A 15739-nucleotide genomic window follows, 5' to 3' on the forward strand; every position below is an offset into this window, starting at 1 on the left:
ACCACTGATGTAACACAGATTTAACGTGGCTTGCTTAGTCTCGCGTGCATGGATCGCCAAAAAGAATTCGTGCTTCGTACCCTGGAAGAGCGCGACATTCGGTTTGTCCGCTTGTGGTTCACCGATGTTCTCGGGTACCTCAAATCGGTGGCGATCGCCCCCGCCGAACTCGAAGGTGCCTTCGAGGAGGGAATCGGATTCGACGGTTCCGCCATCGAGGGATTCTCGCGAGTCTCCGAAGCCGACACCGTCGCCCGACCCGACGCTTCGACATTCCAGATCCTGCCGTGGGCCCACAAGGACGGTGCGCAGCATTCCGCGCGCATGTTCTGTGACATCACGATGCCCGACGGTTCGCCGTCGTGGGCAGATCCGCGCCACGTCCTGCGTCGCCAGTTGAGCAAGGCCAGCGATTTGGGCTTCAGCTGCTACGTTCACCCGGAAATCGAGTTCTTCCTGCTGGAGAACGGTCCGATCGACGGCACTCCGCCGATCCCGGCCGACTCGGGTGGATACTTCGACCAGGCCGTCCACGATTCGGCTCCGAACTTCCGCCGCCACGCCATTGACGCACTCGAATCGATGGGCATCTCGGTCGAGTTCAGCCACCACGAAGCCGCGCCGGGTCAGCAGGAGATCGATCTGCGCTACGCCGACGCACTCTCGATGGCCGACAACGTGATGACGTTCCGGTACGTCGTGAAGGAGGTCGCGATCGGTGAAGGCGTCCGGGCGAGCTTCATGCCCAAGCCGTTCAGCGATCAGGCCGGCTCCGCGATGCACACCCACATGAGCCTGTTCGAGGGCGATACCAACGCCTTCCACAATCCGGACGATCCGATGCAGCTCTCCGAGACCGGCAAGGCGTTCATCGCCGGCATCCTCGAGCACGCCAACGAGATCAGTGCGGTCACGAACCAGTGGGTCAACTCGTACAAGCGACTCGTCCACGGGGGAGAGGCACCCACTGCTGCGTCGTGGGGCCCGTCCAACCGATCGGCTCTCATTCGCGTCCCGATGTACACGCCCAACAAGGCGTCCTCGCGCCGCGTCGAGATCCGTAGCCCAGACTCGGCTTGCAACCCGTACCTGACTTTCGCGGTCCTGCTTGCTGCCGGTCTTCGCGGCATCGAGAAGGGCTACACCTTGCCGCCCGAGGCAGAAGACGACGTGTGGTCGTTGACCTCCGCCGAGCGCCGCGCCATGGGTTACAAGGAACTGCCGAGCAACTTGGACAGCGCTCTGCGCGAGATGGAGAAGTCGGAGCTCGTGGCCGAAGCACTCGGCGAGCACGTCTTCGATTTCTTCCTGCGCAACAAGCGTCGTGAGTGGGAGGAATACCGCAGCCACGTGACGCCGTTCGAGCTCAAGACCTACCTCGGTCTGTGACGGTGAAACCGCCCGCTGCGAGATCAGCAGTTCCAGGACCGGGTCGACTCGGGCTGGTCGAGCCCACCGCTGCCGACGAGTTGCGTCAGCTCGGTTGGGTCGACGCCGAGAGCATCGAACTCTTGTGGTCGCTGTCGCGTGCCGCGAACGCCGACCTCGCTCTGCGCATCCTTGTGCGGATCAAGGACGGGCTCGGCGACGGGTGGCGCGAACTCGATCAGGCATTGCGCAAGGACAAGAGCCTGCGCGGCCGTTTGTTCGCACTGGTGGGTGCGTCGTCGGCCTTCGGCGACCACCTGGCCGCGGATCCGATCGGCTGGAAACTGCTCGACGGCACCGCTCTGCCGACCAAGGACGAGGCGACTGCAGCCTTGCTGGAGGTCGTGGGTGCAACTGTCGACGAGGGTGCCACCGAAGGTTCATTGACCTACCGCGCCACGGTGACCGGGCCGGAAGCTGTTGTTGCTCTGCGTAAGAGCTACAAGGACCAGTTGATGCTGCTGGCTGCGGCTGATCTTGCGGCGACCGTCGAGAACGAACCCGTAGTTCCGTATCAGACTGTGGGGCACCAGCTTTCCGATCTGGCCGACGCCGCGCTGACCGCTGCACTTGCGGTGGCCATCGCAACGGTGTGTCCCGAGGGCAGCTGTCCGATCCGGCTCGCCGTGATCGCCATGGGCAAATGTGGTGCGCGCGAGCTGAACTACGTCTCCGACGTCGACGTCGTGTTCGTCGCCGAACCGGCCGATGCGACGGCCAGTCGCGTTGCCGGTGAGATGATGCGTATCGGTACCTCCGCATTCTTCGAGGTCGATGCTGCGCTGCGGCCCGAAGGCAAGCGCGGAGAATTGGTTCGCTCCCTCGAATCCCACATCACGTACTACAAGCGCTGGGCCAAGACCTGGGAGTTCCAGGCACTGCTCAAGGCTCGTCCGATGACCGGCGACATGGAGCTCGGTCGCCAGTACTCCGAGGCGATGAGCCCGATGGTGTGGATCGCCTCCGAGCGCGAGGACTTCGTCCCCGAAGTCCAGGCCATGCGTCGACGCGTCGAGGAAATGGTTCCCCCCGAACTGCGTGAGCGTGAACTCAAACTCGGCCGCGGAAGTTTGCGCGACGTCGAATTCGCCGTCCAACTCCTGCAATTGGTGCACGGGCGCGCCGACAGTTCGTTGCATGTCCAGAGCACCGTCGATGCACTGACTGCATTGGCGGCGGGTGGATACGTCGGCCGCGACGACGCCGCCAACCTGACTGCGTCATACGAATTCCTGCGCCTGCTCGAGCACCGTCTGCAGTTGCAGAAGCTCAAGCGCACACACACCCTGCCGCCGCCGGACGACGAGGAAGCGCTGCGTTGGCTGGCCCGCGCCGCGCACATGCGGCCAGACGGTCGTCTGGATTCCCTGGGAGTCCTGCGCGCCGAGATCAAGCGGAATTCGCATCGGATTCGCCGCCTGCACGCCAAGTTGTTCTACCGCCCGCTTCTCGAATCGGTGGCGCGGATGGACAAGGAAGCACTGGTCCTGGGACCAGAAGCCGCGGTTCGGCAGTTGGCCGCTCTGGGTTACACGGCACCCGAGCATGCTCTCGGGCATCTGACTGCACTGACGAGTGGCGCTTCACGCAAGGGGCGCATTCAAGCGCTCCTGTTGCCGACTCTGCTCGAATCACTCGCGGACACACCGGATCCCGATGCCGGGCTGCTCGCTTACCGCAGGCTCTCGGACGCGCTCGTCGACCAGACGTGGTTCCTGCGCCTGCTCCGCGACGAGGCTGCGGTGGCCGAGCGTCTGATGACCGTGCTGGGCTCGTCGGCGTACCTACCCGACCTGCTCATCAAGGCTCCCGACGTGATTCGCTTGTTCGCGGATTCGCCGAGTGGACCGCGCCTGGTCGAGCCGAAGCCCGAGGATGTGGCTCGCGGGATCCTCACCGCCTCCGGTCGACACAGTGATCCCAATCGTGCTGTTGCTGCGGCCCGCTCGCTGAGGCGACACGAACTTGCGCGAATCGCGTCGGCCGACATCCTCGGCATGCTCGATGTTCCTGCAGTCTGCAAGGCGCTGTCCTCGGTGTGGGCCGCGGTGCTCAATGCATCGCTCTCCGCGGTGATCAAGGCCAGCGTCACCGAACTCGGGACCGAGGCGCCGGCCAGTTTCTCCGTCATCGGCATGGGTCGACTCGGCGGCGGCGAACTGGGCTATGGATCCGATGCGGACGTGCTGTTCGTGTGCGAACCCCGCGAGGGCGTCGACGAGACCGTTGCGGTCAAGTGGGCCAACAGCATTGCCGACAAGGTCCGCAAGCTCCTCGGGGCACCGAGTACCGATCCGCCGCTCGAAGTCGACACCGGATTGCGTCCGGAAGGCCGTAACGGTCCGATGGTGCGCACTCTCGAGTCCTACGACGCGTACTACGCGAAGTGGGCTCAGGCGTGGGAGATTCAAGCGCTGCTTCGTGCGCACCCGGTTGCCGGTGATCCTGAACTGGGACTGCGGTTCCTGCACATGATCGACAAGACCCGCTACCCCGAGGGCGGCGTCAGTGATGCGGCGGTGCGCGAGATCCGGCGCATCAAGGCGCGAGTCGATTCCGAAAGGCTCCCGCGCGGAGCCGATCCGGCGACGCACACGAAACTGGGTCGCGGAGGCTTGGCCGACATCGAGTGGACTGTGCAACTGCTGCAGCTACGCCATGCCGACAAGATCGAGTCGCTGCACAACACATCGACCCTCGAGACTCTCGACGCCATCGGCGCCGCGGAACTGCTCAGCGAAGGTGACGTCGAACTGCTGCGTGACGCCTGGATCACCGCGACGAAGGCACGCAACTGCCTCGTTCTGGTGCGAGGCAAGCCGACCGATCAGCTTCCCGGCCCGGGCCGTGTTCTCGCGGCGGTGGCGCAGGTCGCTGGATACGGCGACGACGCAGGGGAGTTCCTCGACAACTACCTGCGCATCACGCGTCGGGCAAAAGCAGTGGTGGAGAGGGTCTTCGGCGGGGAGTAGCGTTTTCGCTCAGTCTTGGCGAACCGGCGCATTCGCGGCGAACTTGCGGACTTCGGCGTCCTGCCACACGTGGGCGGGAACTCCGCCGCCGAGTAGCTCGCGCGCGAGCGCGGGTTGCCCGCCGATCGGTACGTCGCTGCCCGCGATGATCATGTTGCCGTAGCGGCGGCCCTTGAGCATCGCGGGATCGGCGATGATCGCCATGTGTTCGAACTGTGCGCCGATGGTTGCGGCCTCGCTGCGCGCGCCCTGGAGATCCGGGGTGTCGCCGCAGTTGACGATGTAGATGCCGCCCGGTGCGAGCACGCGTCGTACGTGGGTGGTGAATTGCGCCGTCGTCAGTGGTGTCGGAGTTGTGCTGCCGGCGAAGACATCTCGAATCACGATGTCCCGGGTGGACTCGGTGAGAGTTTCGGTGACGGCGCGGGCTTCTCCGACGCGGATGCGCAGAAGAGGCGCGCGCGGGAGGTCGAACCAATCGCGTACGAGTTCCGCCAGAGCACCGTCGATTTCGACCACCACTTGACGCGCGTCAGGGTAGGTGGCGGCGAAGTATCTGGCCATGGAGCAGGCGCCACCGCCGAGATGAAGCACCCGCAGGCGCTCGGCCTTGTCACGTTCGGAATCGACCAGATGCGCGATCCACCGCATGTACTCGAAATCGAGCACCGTGGGATCCGCGACGTTCACGTGGGAACTGGGCACTCCGTTGATCTGGATGATCCAACTGTCATCGGAGTACTGATCGCGGACTAGTTCGCACGTCCCGGTATCGATCGGAAAAGTGCCGGCGACGGGACCGGACTCGCCTCGCTCGGGAGTACTGCTGCGAGTTCTGGTCTTGCGAGTTCCCTTGGCCACTGTGTCCATGTTAGCCGTGCGCCTTTCTGGTAGAGGCGGCTACCAAAAAGGCACACGGACCGACGGTATTCTCGGGCTACTTCAGGCACACTCGTACATGGAGTGTGATCGGCGACACAAATGCCGGCGCGTTCTTTCGTCGTCCGTGCATCACGAAGAATTTCGAGGAGTGCAGGTGAAGGTCAAGGCAGCGGTAGTCAAGGCGCCAGGTCAGGCGTGGGAGATCGAAGAGGTCGAGCTGGGGGACCCGGTCTCGGGTGAGGTGCAGGTCCGACTCGCCGCATCGGGGCTGTGCCATTCGGACGAACATTTGCGTACGGGCGCCAGCCCGCTGCCCTTCTACCCGGCCCTGGGCGGGCACGAAGGAGCCGGAGTGGTGACGAAGGTCGGACCGGGTGTCGCGAGCGTCGAAGAAGGCGACCACGTGGTTCTCGCCTTCATCCCGGCGTGCGGACGTTGTCCGTCCTGTGCGAAGGGTCTGCAGAACATCTGCGACGAAGGAGCCGGCCTGTTGACCGGGCAGGCGATCTCCGACAAGACGTACCGCGTCACCCTCGACGACGAGCCGGTCATCCAGATGTGCCTGCTCGGAACATTTTCGCCGTACGTGACCGTCAACGAGGCGTCGGTGATCAAGATCGAGAAGGACATCCCGCTCGACAAGGCGGCCTTGCTCGGCTGCGGTGTTGCCACCGGTTGGGGATCGGCCACCGCAATCGGTGGAGCCAAGGTCGGCGACACGGTGGTGGTCGTCGGCGTCGGCGGCGTCGGAATCAACTCGGTGCAGGGTGCGGCGTCCGCCGGAGCACGATTTGTGATCGCGATCGATCCCGTCGAGTTCAAGCGCGACAAGGCAAAGGAATTCGGCGCCACACACACTTTTGCCTCCCTCGAGGAAGCGCTACCGGTGATCGGCGAGATCACCTGGGGCAAGATGGCCGACGTCACCGTGATCACCGTGGGCGAGATTCACGGCGACATCATTCAGCCCGCGCTCAGCGCGACGGGCAAGGGTGGCCAGGTCGTGGTCGTCGGAATGGGGCATTACGCGGATTCGCAGGTGACGCTCAGCCTCTTCGAGCTGACCCTTCTGCAGAAGCGTTTGCAGGGAGCCATCTTCGGCGGGGTAGGGCCACGGTCCCAGATTCCCAAGTTGCTCGATCACTACCGAAGCGGCGCACTCAAACTCGACGAGTTGGTGACCAAGACTTACAAGCTCGAGGAGATCAACGAGGGGTACGCCGACATGCTCGAAGGAAAGAATCTGCGCGGGATGATCGTCTACACGGAGGACGATTACTGATCGTTTCCCTTTGACTGAAGGCTCCGGCCCGGCACCACGCTTCGTGGTGTCGGGCCGGAGTCTTCTGCCCCCACGCACATTTCTGTCGATCGATGAGTCGACTGCCCCCGTAGTGGGCACTCGCAGAGTGAGGAAACCGGGCACCGTGTCCGGATCTCAGTCCACGACTCGACAGAGAAGAGCAGAGCATGCCCTACATCACCACCTCCGACGGAACCGAGATCTACTACACCGAGCACGGCGTCGGTCGGCCGATCGTCCTCAGCCACGGGTGGCCGCTGAGTTCTGACGCGTGGCAGGTCGAGATGAAGTTGTTCGCCGACGCCGGATACCGGACCATCGCGCACGATCGTCGAGGACACGGTCGCTCGTCGAAGACGTACACCGGCAACGACATGGATACATATGCCAAGGACCTGGCTGAGCTGATCGACACACTCGACCTGAAAGACCTGGTCCTGGTTGGCCATTCGACCGGCGGCGGGGAAGTGGTCCGGTACGCGGCGCAGCACGGCAAAGGGCGCGTGGCGAAGGTGATCACCGCCGGCGCCGTACCGCCGATCATGGTCAAGTCGGACGGCAACCCCGAAGGCACACCGATCGAGGTCTTCGACGGCATCCGTGAGGGAGTTCTGCGAGACCGATCGCAGTTCTACAAGGATCTCAGCGAGAGCTTTTACGGCGCGAACCGCGAAGGTGCCGACGTCTCGCAAGGGGCGAAGGACGACTTCTGGCGGCAAGGTATGTTGGTCAACCTCGCCGCGGCCTACGACTGCGTCAAGGCATTCTCGGAGACGGACCAGACCTCCGATCTCGAAGCCATCGACGTTCCGTTCCTCATCGCTCAGGGCGACGACGATCAGATCGTGCCGATCGGCGCAGCGGCCGAGAAGGCGATCAAGCTGGTGAAGAAGGGCACGCTGAAGGTGTATCCGGGCGCACCTCACGGTATCTACGGCTCATATCAGAAGACACTGGACCAGGACATTCTCGCGTTCATCGAGGACTGACGTCAGCGAGGCGGAAGGGAGCGGAGTCGAAAGGACCAGAGTGGGAAGGATAAAATTGCCATGTCTACACACGTTGCCTCACTACGCAATGGCCCCAGTGTCTTCGAGAACGAACTCGGGTCGATCTCGCAGCTCGACACGAGTTCGTTGCCGATCCTGTCCGGTCTGTCGATCAAACGAATTGTTCTCGGTCCCGGCGCGATCCGTGAACCACAATGGAACGTCAACGCGAACCAGATCGCCTACGTCACCAGCGGAACCGTGCTCGTCTCGATGTTGGGCAATGCTGACGAGTTCGCCAGCTTCGTGGTGCGAGCGGGGCAGATGTATCACGTCGAATCCGGCGCGATTTATCACATCGAGAATGTCGGAGAGGAGGAGGCGGAGATCATCGCTGCCCTGCGTACTTCACTCCCGCAGCACTTTTCGTTGCAGAGTAGCGTCAGCGCAATGTCGAACGCGGTGCTCGGCAACACGTACGATCTCGCCGCATCGGCCTTCGACGTCTTCGGTAGAGCCGATGCGTCCCAGATAGTTCGGCGGGACGGCGCCGCCGTCGTTCCCGATACCGCCGGCCTTCCCAACGCGCATCTCTTCGATCTCGAAGGCCAGATCGCGCCTCTCGCATATCCGTACGGACAGGCGAAAGTGGCGCGCAAGCAGTATTGGGCGGCGCTGGAGGATCTTTCGATGTACTCGTTGACTATTCGCGAGAGTGGGATGCGTGAGCCACACTGGCATCCCGTCACTGCCGAAATGGGATACGTGCATCGTGGTCACGGGCGGATGACGGTCCTCGATCCGGACGGTTCGCTCGACACCTACCTACTGGAGCCTGGTCAGGTGTATTTCGTTCCGCGTGCCTATCCCCATCACATCGAGGTTCTAGGTGACGAGGACATCAACTTCCTCATCTTCTTCGACCAGCCGACGCCGGGCGACATAGGCTACCGTGCAACGGCTTCCGCGTTCTCACGCGGCGTTCTCTCGGCCTCGTTCGGTGTTCCGGAACGGGATCTGCCGCACTTTCCTTTCACCCCGATCGATCCGCTCATCGTCTCGCGGATCAATCCGATCGACCGCCAGCACTGATCGGCAAGGACGCCCATCATGACCACCACGCTCACCGTGACCGATCACGGGACGACGCTCGACTTCACGTACGAGGACGCCCTCCGCTATCACGGTCCGCAGGCCCCGGGCGGCGTGGCGCATGCCTACAAGGTTCTCGAGCGCGCTCTCGGTGTGCTCGGCGGGGAAGGCTCCGTCGAGCGTCGCGAGCTGGTCGTCACCACCGCACACGGCGGACCAGGAGTGCGCGATTCGTTCGAGTTGGTCACGCGCGCGGTGACCGAAGGGCGGTACACCGTTGACAGTTCCTTGGCCAGGCGTGAACGTGGAAACACGCTCGCGCTGTACGTATTTCGGATCACCTATCGCGGCGCCAGCGTCACGCTGACTGTTCGGGAGGGGTTCGTCGTCGACGAGTTCATCACTCTGTCCCGTAAGTCCGACCGGACGGCCGAAGACGAGTCACGGCTGACAGAGCTCAAGCAGGAGATGGCGGATCGAGTGATGTCGAGCCCGGCCGAGAGCGTGTACGACGTCGAGACCGGCACGCTCCCCGTCTGAGCGACGGCGGCGCAGGCGTCGGCGTGCAGAAATCTGGGCTGTCTGAAGTCAGCGGCTGGCGAACATCCTTATTCGTTGGTCGCGGCTGCGCTCGAGATGGTTGCGCATGTGACCACGTGCGGACGATTCGTCCCGGGCGCGGATGGCGTTCAGGATCTCTTGATGCTCCGAATTGAGCAGGTCAGGTTCGCCGTAGTTCGACGGCGGGCCGCTGTCGTAGATTCGCAGTTGGGTGGTGAGGCGGATCAGCAATGAGGTGATCGTGGAATTGTGGGCGGCCTGCCAGAGGGCCTCGTGAAACTTGAAGTTTCCGGCACGAACCTCGGTGCCTTCTGTTGCAGTGCAGCAGAACTCGTGCAATCCGTCCAGGCGGGCAAGGTCGAGATCGCTGTGGCGGAGTGCGGCGGCGCCGGCGGCTTCCGATTCGAGGGCAACCCGCGCTGCGTAGATTTCGATGACGTCTTCGGGAGTGCCGGAGCGGACACGAAAACCGCGGGCGGCTCGTTCGAGTAGACCGTCGTGCGCGAGCCAGTTGAGTGCCTCGCGGATCGGGGTACGCGATGCGCCGTACGATTCGCACAATTGAGTCTCGTGCAGCGGAGCGCCCTGGGGGAACTTGCCGGCCAGGATGTCGGCTCGCAGGCGCAGGTACTGCCGCGAGGTCTGATCGGACCGGCCGAGCGCAGCCTCCGGCACCAGCAGATCGGTGGTGCTCGTATCGGCGTCGAGATCCATGTGTCCCCATTCCTGTGCATGCAAGTAGAGCGCGTTCGATTATGCCATCGACGACGAGTGAGTACTTGCGTATACGCTAGTACTCATTTAGGTTCGTGCTTGTTCGTTTCCGAGGGAGAGGGTCCGAAGTGGCTGGAGAGACCGCGTCGCCGCTGGTGAGTGCTGCTGAACTCGACGCGATCCTGCGTGAGGGAGGCGTCGCTGTGCTCGACGCGACGGTTCATTTTCCTCCCGCGCGATTTGACGGCGACTATCGCCCGGAGTCCGGGTACGACGGCTGGGTTTCCTCGCACATCCCGGGTTCCCGACACGTCGACCTCATGGACGTCTTTTCCGAAAGGGAAGCGGCGCTGCATTTCACACGCCCGTCAACGGAGCAGTTGATGTCCGATCTCCAATCCAGTGGTATCGAACCGGGTGCGACAATCGTGATCTACGACCAGGGTTCGACCACCTGGGCATCACGGCTCTGGTGGGTGTTTCGCAACGCCGGCATCGAAGCAAGAGTCCTCGACGGTGGCCTCGCCGAATGGACTCGATGCGGCTTCGCCCTCGCGAGCGGCGACGACGTCACCCACACGTCGGCGTCGAAGCGTTGGAGTGTGACGGACCTTGGCCTGTGGGTCGATCTACCTCGCGTTGCCTCACTGTCCTCAGGAGAAGAAGCCGGAACGCTGGTGTGCGCGCTGGCGCCTGAGCAGTACGAGGGAACGGAGAAGACGCGATATTCGCGACGCGGACATATTCCGTCAAGTGTGAATCTGTCTGCGAAGGGTCTTCTCGACGCCGATGCCCGGATGCTTCCGGCGGACGATGTTCGGTCGAAATCTGCTGACGTTCTACCACCCGTCGCTGAACCTGTCGTGATCTATTGCGGCGGTGGAGTTTCGGCGTGCCTGACAGCACTCGCACTGATCCGCGGCGGCTATGAGGACGTCAAGGTCTACGACGGTTCGTTGGAGGAATGGACTGCAGATCCGACTTTGCCGATGGTTGTCGGCGGTGAGCCCGGCGGCGCGCTTGCGGATGTTCGATGTCCGCGGTCCTGAATCGCCGCAGTCCTCAATTACCTCCCGTTCTGAAGGAATTCTCATGTCTGACACTGTCTCTGTCGAAACCGTCGCGTCGGCGATCGACGCACTCCGCGATCAGGTACCGCTCGTCCAGTCGCTGACCAACATCGTTTCTGCGAACTTCTTGACCAATGTTCTGCTCGCCGCCGGCGCAAGCAACGCTCACATCGACAACGTCCACGAAGCGGGTGGGTTCGCTGCCATCGCCGGGGGAGTGCTCGTCAACCTCGGAACGCCGGACGACGGGACAGCCGAAGCTTTCCTGATAGCAGCAGAAGCGGCCCGAACTGCCGGTACGCCATGGGTTTTGGATCCCGTCGGTGTCGGCGGACTACCCTGGCGGAGCGGTATCGCTGTGGATCTGCTGCGCTTTCACCCCAGCGCCATCCGCGGGAACGCATCGGAGATCATCGCTCTGGCCGGACTCGGCGGTGACACCCGCGGCGTCGACAGTGCCTCCGATTCCGCCGACGCGGTGCCCGCCGCTCTGTCACTCTTGAAGCATGCGGATGCCGTGTCGGCATCCGGACCGGTCGACTACATCGTCGGCCGCGATGCGGGCGGTGACACCCAGGGCATCCGAGTCTCCGGTGGCAGCGCGCTGTTGCCGCGCGTGACCAGTACCGGTTGCTCTCTGGGCGGTCTTGTCGCCGCCTACCTCGCCGTCACGTCGACCGCGCTGGACGGATTGGTTGCCGCGCACACGCATGTTGCCGTGGCATCGGAGATCGCCGAGGAAAATGCCTCGGGCCCCGGTTCTTTCGCGGTCGCATACCTCGACGCGCTCTACAGCGTGAATGCGGACACCATCCGTTCGCGTGCCCGAATCGAATCGTTCGACCTGCCGGCTGGAGTGCAGAACTGATGGGCATCAAGACATTCTGGTATCTCACCCAGGCAGACGGGGACTACCCGTGGAGCCCCGGTGGGCTGTTCCCCGTGGACGGGGCCAGGCAGATCGAGCTCGCGAAGACCATCGACGACGGCGGATTCGAAGGTGCGCTTGTTGCCACCTGGCCGAACGATCCGTTCATCTCGGCGACGTGGGCGGCAGCGCACACCACGCGCATGAAGTTCCTCGTCGCCGTCTACGCGAACATGACGCCGGCGCGACTGCTGGCGGAGAAGGCATTGACTTTCGACGCCTTCAGCGGCGGCCGACTGTTGATCAACTCGGTCAACGGACGCGAGAACATCCTGACCAAGTACGACATGAACGTGCCCCACGACGAGCGTTACGAGTTGGGGGAGCAGTACTGGGCGGACTTCCGCCGCATCTACGCCGAAGGCACGGAGTCGAACTTTCCCAACACACCACTGCGTATCGATGCGCCCGCTGGGCATCAGGTTCCGCTGTGGGGTACCGGTGATTCGCCTGCAGGCCTGGCGAATTCAGGCAAGGTGCTCGACACCTACTTGGCGATGCTGCGCGAGACTTCGTTCATCGAAGACAAATTCTCTGCCGCACGGGCGGCGGCGGAGGCAGCCGGGCGCGAGTTCACCGACTTCGGTGCGCTCACCGGTGTGATCGTTCGCCCCACCAAGGCGCAGGCGCACGACCGGTTCCGTTCGTTGTTCGAGAAGACGGGCGTCGAGCAGATCGCTCATGTCTTGGACAACGCAGTGCGTCGTCGTACTCAGGGGAAGCAAGACCTCAAGACCTTCACCGCCCGCGACGCTCAGCGACAGGGTTGGGCGGACAAGATTGCCTCCGGCCGACTTCCGGAACCGGAGGAGTTGTACGTCGGTGACGGGCTGTACGCGGGTATCACGGCGTGGTCACCCCTCGACATCTTCGGCACCGGGTCATCGGCCGTGTACTACGTCGGCGATCCGGATTCGATCACGGACTCGGTACGCACGCTTCGCAGCCGAACCGGTTTGACTGCACTGATCCTGGCAGGTTGGCCTCTGATCGAGGAAGCGAAGTGGGTTGCGGAGCATCTTGTTCCGCGATTCGACGAACTCAGCTGACGGCGCGCCGCAAGACAGTGGCACCGAGACCTAGAACGTCGCGGAGAAATGCTGTGGCAGTGTCGATTTCAGACGCAGTACATTCGAGAAGGATCTTGACTTCCACGTTCTTCTTGACGATGTCGGCAACAACGGCCACGGCGACAACACCGTTGCCGACGGCCGAGCCTCGGAACAGATCGATCCCGTCGCCGTCCGCGCTGACCGTGCCGTCGAGATAGCCGTAGTCGAGCGGATAGATCGCATCGGGGTACCGCGGGTGTGCCGACCCTCGGGGGCGATCGATCACGACAGCTGACGTGGCAGCCAGGTGATCGAGGGCGGCGAACAGTTCTTCACTCATCGTTACCGGTGCTCGCGCAGTAGCTGAGTCGGTGTCAGGCCTGCCAGTGCACGCGTATCGCGTGCGAGGTGGGCTTGGTCGGCGTAGCCGGCGCGACCGGCCAGCGACGACAGCGTGAGATTTGCGCCGCGGCTGAGAGTCAACACGTCCTGCATTCGTTGCACCTTCTGAATCAGTTTGGGGGACAGCCCGACCGCCGATGTGATCGATCGTCTGAAATGACGTTCGGAAACACCGAGGTCTGCAGCAATCTCTCGTATCGGCGTGGAAGGGGAGGAGATGAGCGCGGAGTAACCACGCTCGATTCCGTGGTCGGGTTCCAGTCCGCGCCACAACTGGCCCAGTAGGTGAGCGTCGACTGCCTCGTGGCTCAGGGCGTCGCCAAGTACCCGCGCTTGTCTGGAAGTGAGGATGTCGTCGAAGGCGATCTTCGAATCCTGCACCGCGTCGGCAGCTGTGCCGAGCAGGCTCCGCAGAGCCGGTGGATTGATCCGGATGCCCCACATGGTTGTACCGGCGGCGACCGAAACCAGATCGGCACCGGTGGCAGGTCCGACGAGCCACGACTTTCCGGTGCTGTCGACGATGAAGTCGGCGCAGAGATCGGGAAGAATCCGCTTTGCTTCCGTGGGCGTATGGGCTTCGCTGGTGCTTTTCCACGTGCAACTGAAGAAGAGGCCGGCCGAACCGGTGATCCAAGTCTCGACATAGGTGTGGCCGTTTTGTTCAAGACTCGACGCTACCGTCCGACTACCGTCGAGAGCGAGGGTGTCAGTGCCGGTCATCAGATCATCGTCACACACTCGCCGATCACTTCTCGACCCGAAACAGGAGAAATACCGTGTCCGTCTCTCCGAGACTCGATCTCGTCGGAATCGTCACCAACGATCTCGCGCGTTCCCTCGCGTTCTACCGAACCCTCGGGCTCGACATTCCGGAAACACCCGCTGACGCTCCGCATGTGGAGTTCACTTTCGACGGTGGGCTTCGGCTGGCCTGGGACGCGCTGTCCACCATCGCGAGCTTCGATCCGGACTTCGCTGTCGGGGAAGGTCGACACCCCGTCGCTTTGGCCTTCGATTTCGGGACTCCCGCCGCAGTAGACGAGGCGTATCAGCGCATGACAGCCGACTTCCCCGGGCACAAGGCGCCCTTCGACGCCGTATGGGGGCAGCGTTACGCCGTTCTTCTCGATCCCGACGGCAATACCGTGGATCTCTTTGCCGCGCTCTGAATTCGAACGACGCAGGCCCCGAACGAATATCGGTCGGGGCCTGCGGTTGTCGGTGATCGAGTCGTTGTCAGTTCACCAAGCGTTCAGGGTGTCGAGGATCTGGCCTCGGGCCTTCCACAGTTCTGCACCCCAGTACGGCCACGAATGAGTGCCGTTGGCCGGGAAGCTGTACGTTGCCGGAATTCCCAGGGAGTTCATGCGCAGTTGGAATGCCCGTGAGTTCATCAAGGCAAGGGCCTCGAGCCCGATGGCACTACCGGTATTCACGAAGTCGACGGGCCGACGCGGTTGATCGAACTGCCCGGGCAGGCCGCTCGCAGCGGAGATGTACAGCGAGAGCCCAGCCAGTTCGGGTGCAAACACGAAGGGATCGTTGCGGAGCCAAGCGGGGTTCCACGGCGGTCCCCACATTGCATCGACATTGAAGGACCCGGCGCTGACCATGGCCACCCGGATCGCCTCACGCATGCCTGGAGCTGAGATGTTGAGGTATCCCGAGAGCGAACCGGCGAACTTGAACTGATCGCGGTGGTAGGCGGCTAGCGTCAGTGCCGCGCTGCCACCCATGGACAGTCCGAGCACGCCGTTGTTGGTTCGCGAGACGCCGCGCGATTCCAGATAGGCGGGAAGTTCCTGGGTGAGGAAGGTTTCCCATTTGTACGTGACCGGCTGGCGATTCAAATTGCTGTTCGCATACCAGTCGGAGTAAAAGCTGGACTGCCCGCCGACCGGCATGACCAGGGTGACGTTGTCGCCGCGATACTGCTCGAGAGCGTTGGTCTCGAAACTCCATGCGTTTCGGTCGTCGCGTGCTCGTAGGCCATCGAGAAGATAGAGCGCCGCGTTGCCGCCGCGCGAAGCCCACTGGATCTGAACCTTGATCGGTCCCATCGACGAGTCTACGAACACTTCCTCGTAGCCACCGTCCGGGGCGGTACGCGCGGGCGCTGCGGTCGCTACCGATCCGCTGATCAGGCCTGCGGTCAGGGGGAGTGCGAGTGCTGTCGCTGCGAGGCCCAGGATCCGACGCTTGATTCGTTTCGAAATACGGTTTCTCGAAAGATCCGGGTTCGAAATATCTGGGTTCTTCGCCAAATCTGTGTGAGCCTCGTGCATGTATCACTCCCGCCCCAAAGGTGCTTGCACACCGAAATCCGACCGAGCCCCCCGAGGC

At 63.0% G+C, this 15739-nt stretch carries 15 protein-coding genes; 10 read left to right on the plus strand and 5 right to left on the minus strand.

Going from position 1 to position 15739, the window contains the following annotated elements; translation table 11 throughout:
* Positions 1–48 precede the first annotated feature (48 nt).
* Positions 49–1389, plus strand: a complete 1341-nt coding sequence (locus AC1Q6C_RS27265; RefSeq protein WP_003941637.1) for a glutamine synthetase family protein — start codon at positions 49–51, stop codon at positions 1387–1389.
* Positions 1386–4400 carry a bifunctional [glutamine synthetase] adenylyltransferase/[glutamine synthetase]-adenylyl-L-tyrosine phosphorylase gene (locus AC1Q6C_RS27270; protein ID WP_492666911.1) on the plus strand — a complete coding sequence of 1005 codons (3015 nt, stop codon included), beginning with the start codon at positions 1386–1388 and terminating at the stop codon, positions 4398–4400. Before AC1Q6C_RS27265 ends, AC1Q6C_RS27270 begins: the two co-directional genes overlap by 4 nt.
* A gap of 9 nt (positions 4401–4409) precedes the next feature.
* Here the strand turns inward: AC1Q6C_RS27270 and AC1Q6C_RS27275 are convergent, their stop codons facing one another.
* Complete coding sequence (locus AC1Q6C_RS27275) at positions 4410–5270, minus strand: spermidine synthase (RefSeq protein ID WP_007735449.1); 861 nt, start codon at positions 5268–5270, stop codon at positions 4410–4412.
* Positions 5271–5436: 166 nt separating this feature from the next.
* Here AC1Q6C_RS27275 and AC1Q6C_RS27280 point away from each other — a divergent pair, with 166 nt between their 5' ends.
* From AC1Q6C_RS27280 to AC1Q6C_RS27295, 4 genes are all read left to right on the plus strand, one after another.
* Positions 5437–6564 carry an NDMA-dependent alcohol dehydrogenase gene (locus AC1Q6C_RS27280; protein ID WP_003941634.1) on the plus strand — a complete coding sequence of 376 codons (1128 nt, stop codon included), beginning with the start codon at positions 5437–5439 and terminating at the stop codon, positions 6562–6564.
* Between the two features lie 188 nt (positions 6565–6752).
* The gene (locus tag AC1Q6C_RS27285) at positions 6753–7574 is read left to right on the plus strand and encodes an alpha/beta fold hydrolase (protein ID WP_003941629.1); all 822 of its coding nucleotides are present in this window, start codon (positions 6753–6755) and stop codon (positions 7572–7574) included.
* 60 nt (positions 7575–7634) lie between these two features.
* Entirely contained in the window at positions 7635–8666 is a 1032-nt protein-coding gene (locus AC1Q6C_RS27290; protein WP_075833459.1) for a cupin domain-containing protein, read from the plus strand.
* Positions 8667–8684: 18 nt separating this feature from the next.
* Complete coding sequence (locus tag AC1Q6C_RS27295; RefSeq protein WP_054186672.1) at positions 8685–9206, plus strand: hypothetical protein; 522 nt, start codon at positions 8685–8687, stop codon at positions 9204–9206.
* 48 nt (positions 9207–9254) lie between these two features.
* Here AC1Q6C_RS27295 and AC1Q6C_RS27300 read toward each other — a convergent pair whose 3' ends face one another.
* Entirely contained in the window at positions 9255–9941 is a 687-nt protein-coding gene (locus AC1Q6C_RS27300) for a GntR family transcriptional regulator (RefSeq protein WP_058039441.1), read from the minus strand.
* A gap of 128 nt (positions 9942–10069) precedes the next feature.
* Between AC1Q6C_RS27300 and AC1Q6C_RS27305 the strand changes: the two genes are divergently transcribed.
* The 3 genes from AC1Q6C_RS27305 to AC1Q6C_RS27315 are packed head-to-tail and all read left to right on the plus strand — an operon-like array spanning position 10070 to position 12988.
* Positions 10070–10990, plus strand: coding sequence for a sulfurtransferase (locus tag AC1Q6C_RS27305; RefSeq protein WP_492666912.1), 921 nt, complete (start codon positions 10070–10072; stop codon positions 10988–10990).
* A gap of 43 nt (positions 10991–11033) precedes the next feature.
* A complete protein-coding gene (thiM, locus tag AC1Q6C_RS27310; RefSeq protein WP_054186673.1) occupies positions 11034–11879 on the plus strand; it encodes a hydroxyethylthiazole kinase in 846 nt (281 codons plus the stop codon).
* Positions 11879–12988: an LLM class flavin-dependent oxidoreductase gene (locus AC1Q6C_RS27315; RefSeq protein ID WP_007735443.1), complete on the plus strand. Its 1110-nt coding sequence runs from the start codon at positions 11879–11881 to the stop codon at positions 12986–12988. The genes thiM and AC1Q6C_RS27315 overlap by 1 nt, the downstream gene beginning before the upstream one ends.
* Here AC1Q6C_RS27315 and AC1Q6C_RS27320 read toward each other — a convergent pair.
* Positions 12981–13331 (minus strand): inorganic pyrophosphatase, encoded by a 351-nt coding sequence (locus AC1Q6C_RS27320; protein WP_230358797.1) that lies wholly within the window; start codon positions 13329–13331, stop codon positions 12981–12983. The genes AC1Q6C_RS27315 and AC1Q6C_RS27320 overlap by 8 nt on opposite strands.
* Before the next feature lie 2 nt (positions 13332–13333).
* On the minus strand, positions 13334–14116 hold the full coding sequence (locus AC1Q6C_RS27325; protein ID WP_230358796.1) for a helix-turn-helix domain-containing protein: 783 nt from the start codon (positions 14114–14116) through the stop codon (positions 13334–13336).
* A gap of 56 nt (positions 14117–14172) precedes the next feature.
* On the opposite strand from AC1Q6C_RS27325, the gene AC1Q6C_RS27330 reads away from it, so the two are divergent.
* Positions 14173–14565: a VOC family protein gene (locus AC1Q6C_RS27330; RefSeq protein WP_003941628.1), complete on the plus strand. Its 393-nt coding sequence runs from the start codon at positions 14173–14175 to the stop codon at positions 14563–14565.
* Between the two features lie 72 nt (positions 14566–14637).
* Here AC1Q6C_RS27330 and AC1Q6C_RS27335 read toward each other — a convergent pair whose 3' ends face one another.
* Complete coding sequence (locus AC1Q6C_RS27335; protein ID WP_185744464.1) at positions 14638–15681, minus strand: alpha/beta hydrolase; 1044 nt, start codon at positions 15679–15681, stop codon at positions 14638–14640.
* Positions 15682–15739 lie beyond the last annotated feature (58 nt).

The sequence above is a fragment of the Rhodococcus sp. MT28 genome (assembly GCF_058792695.1).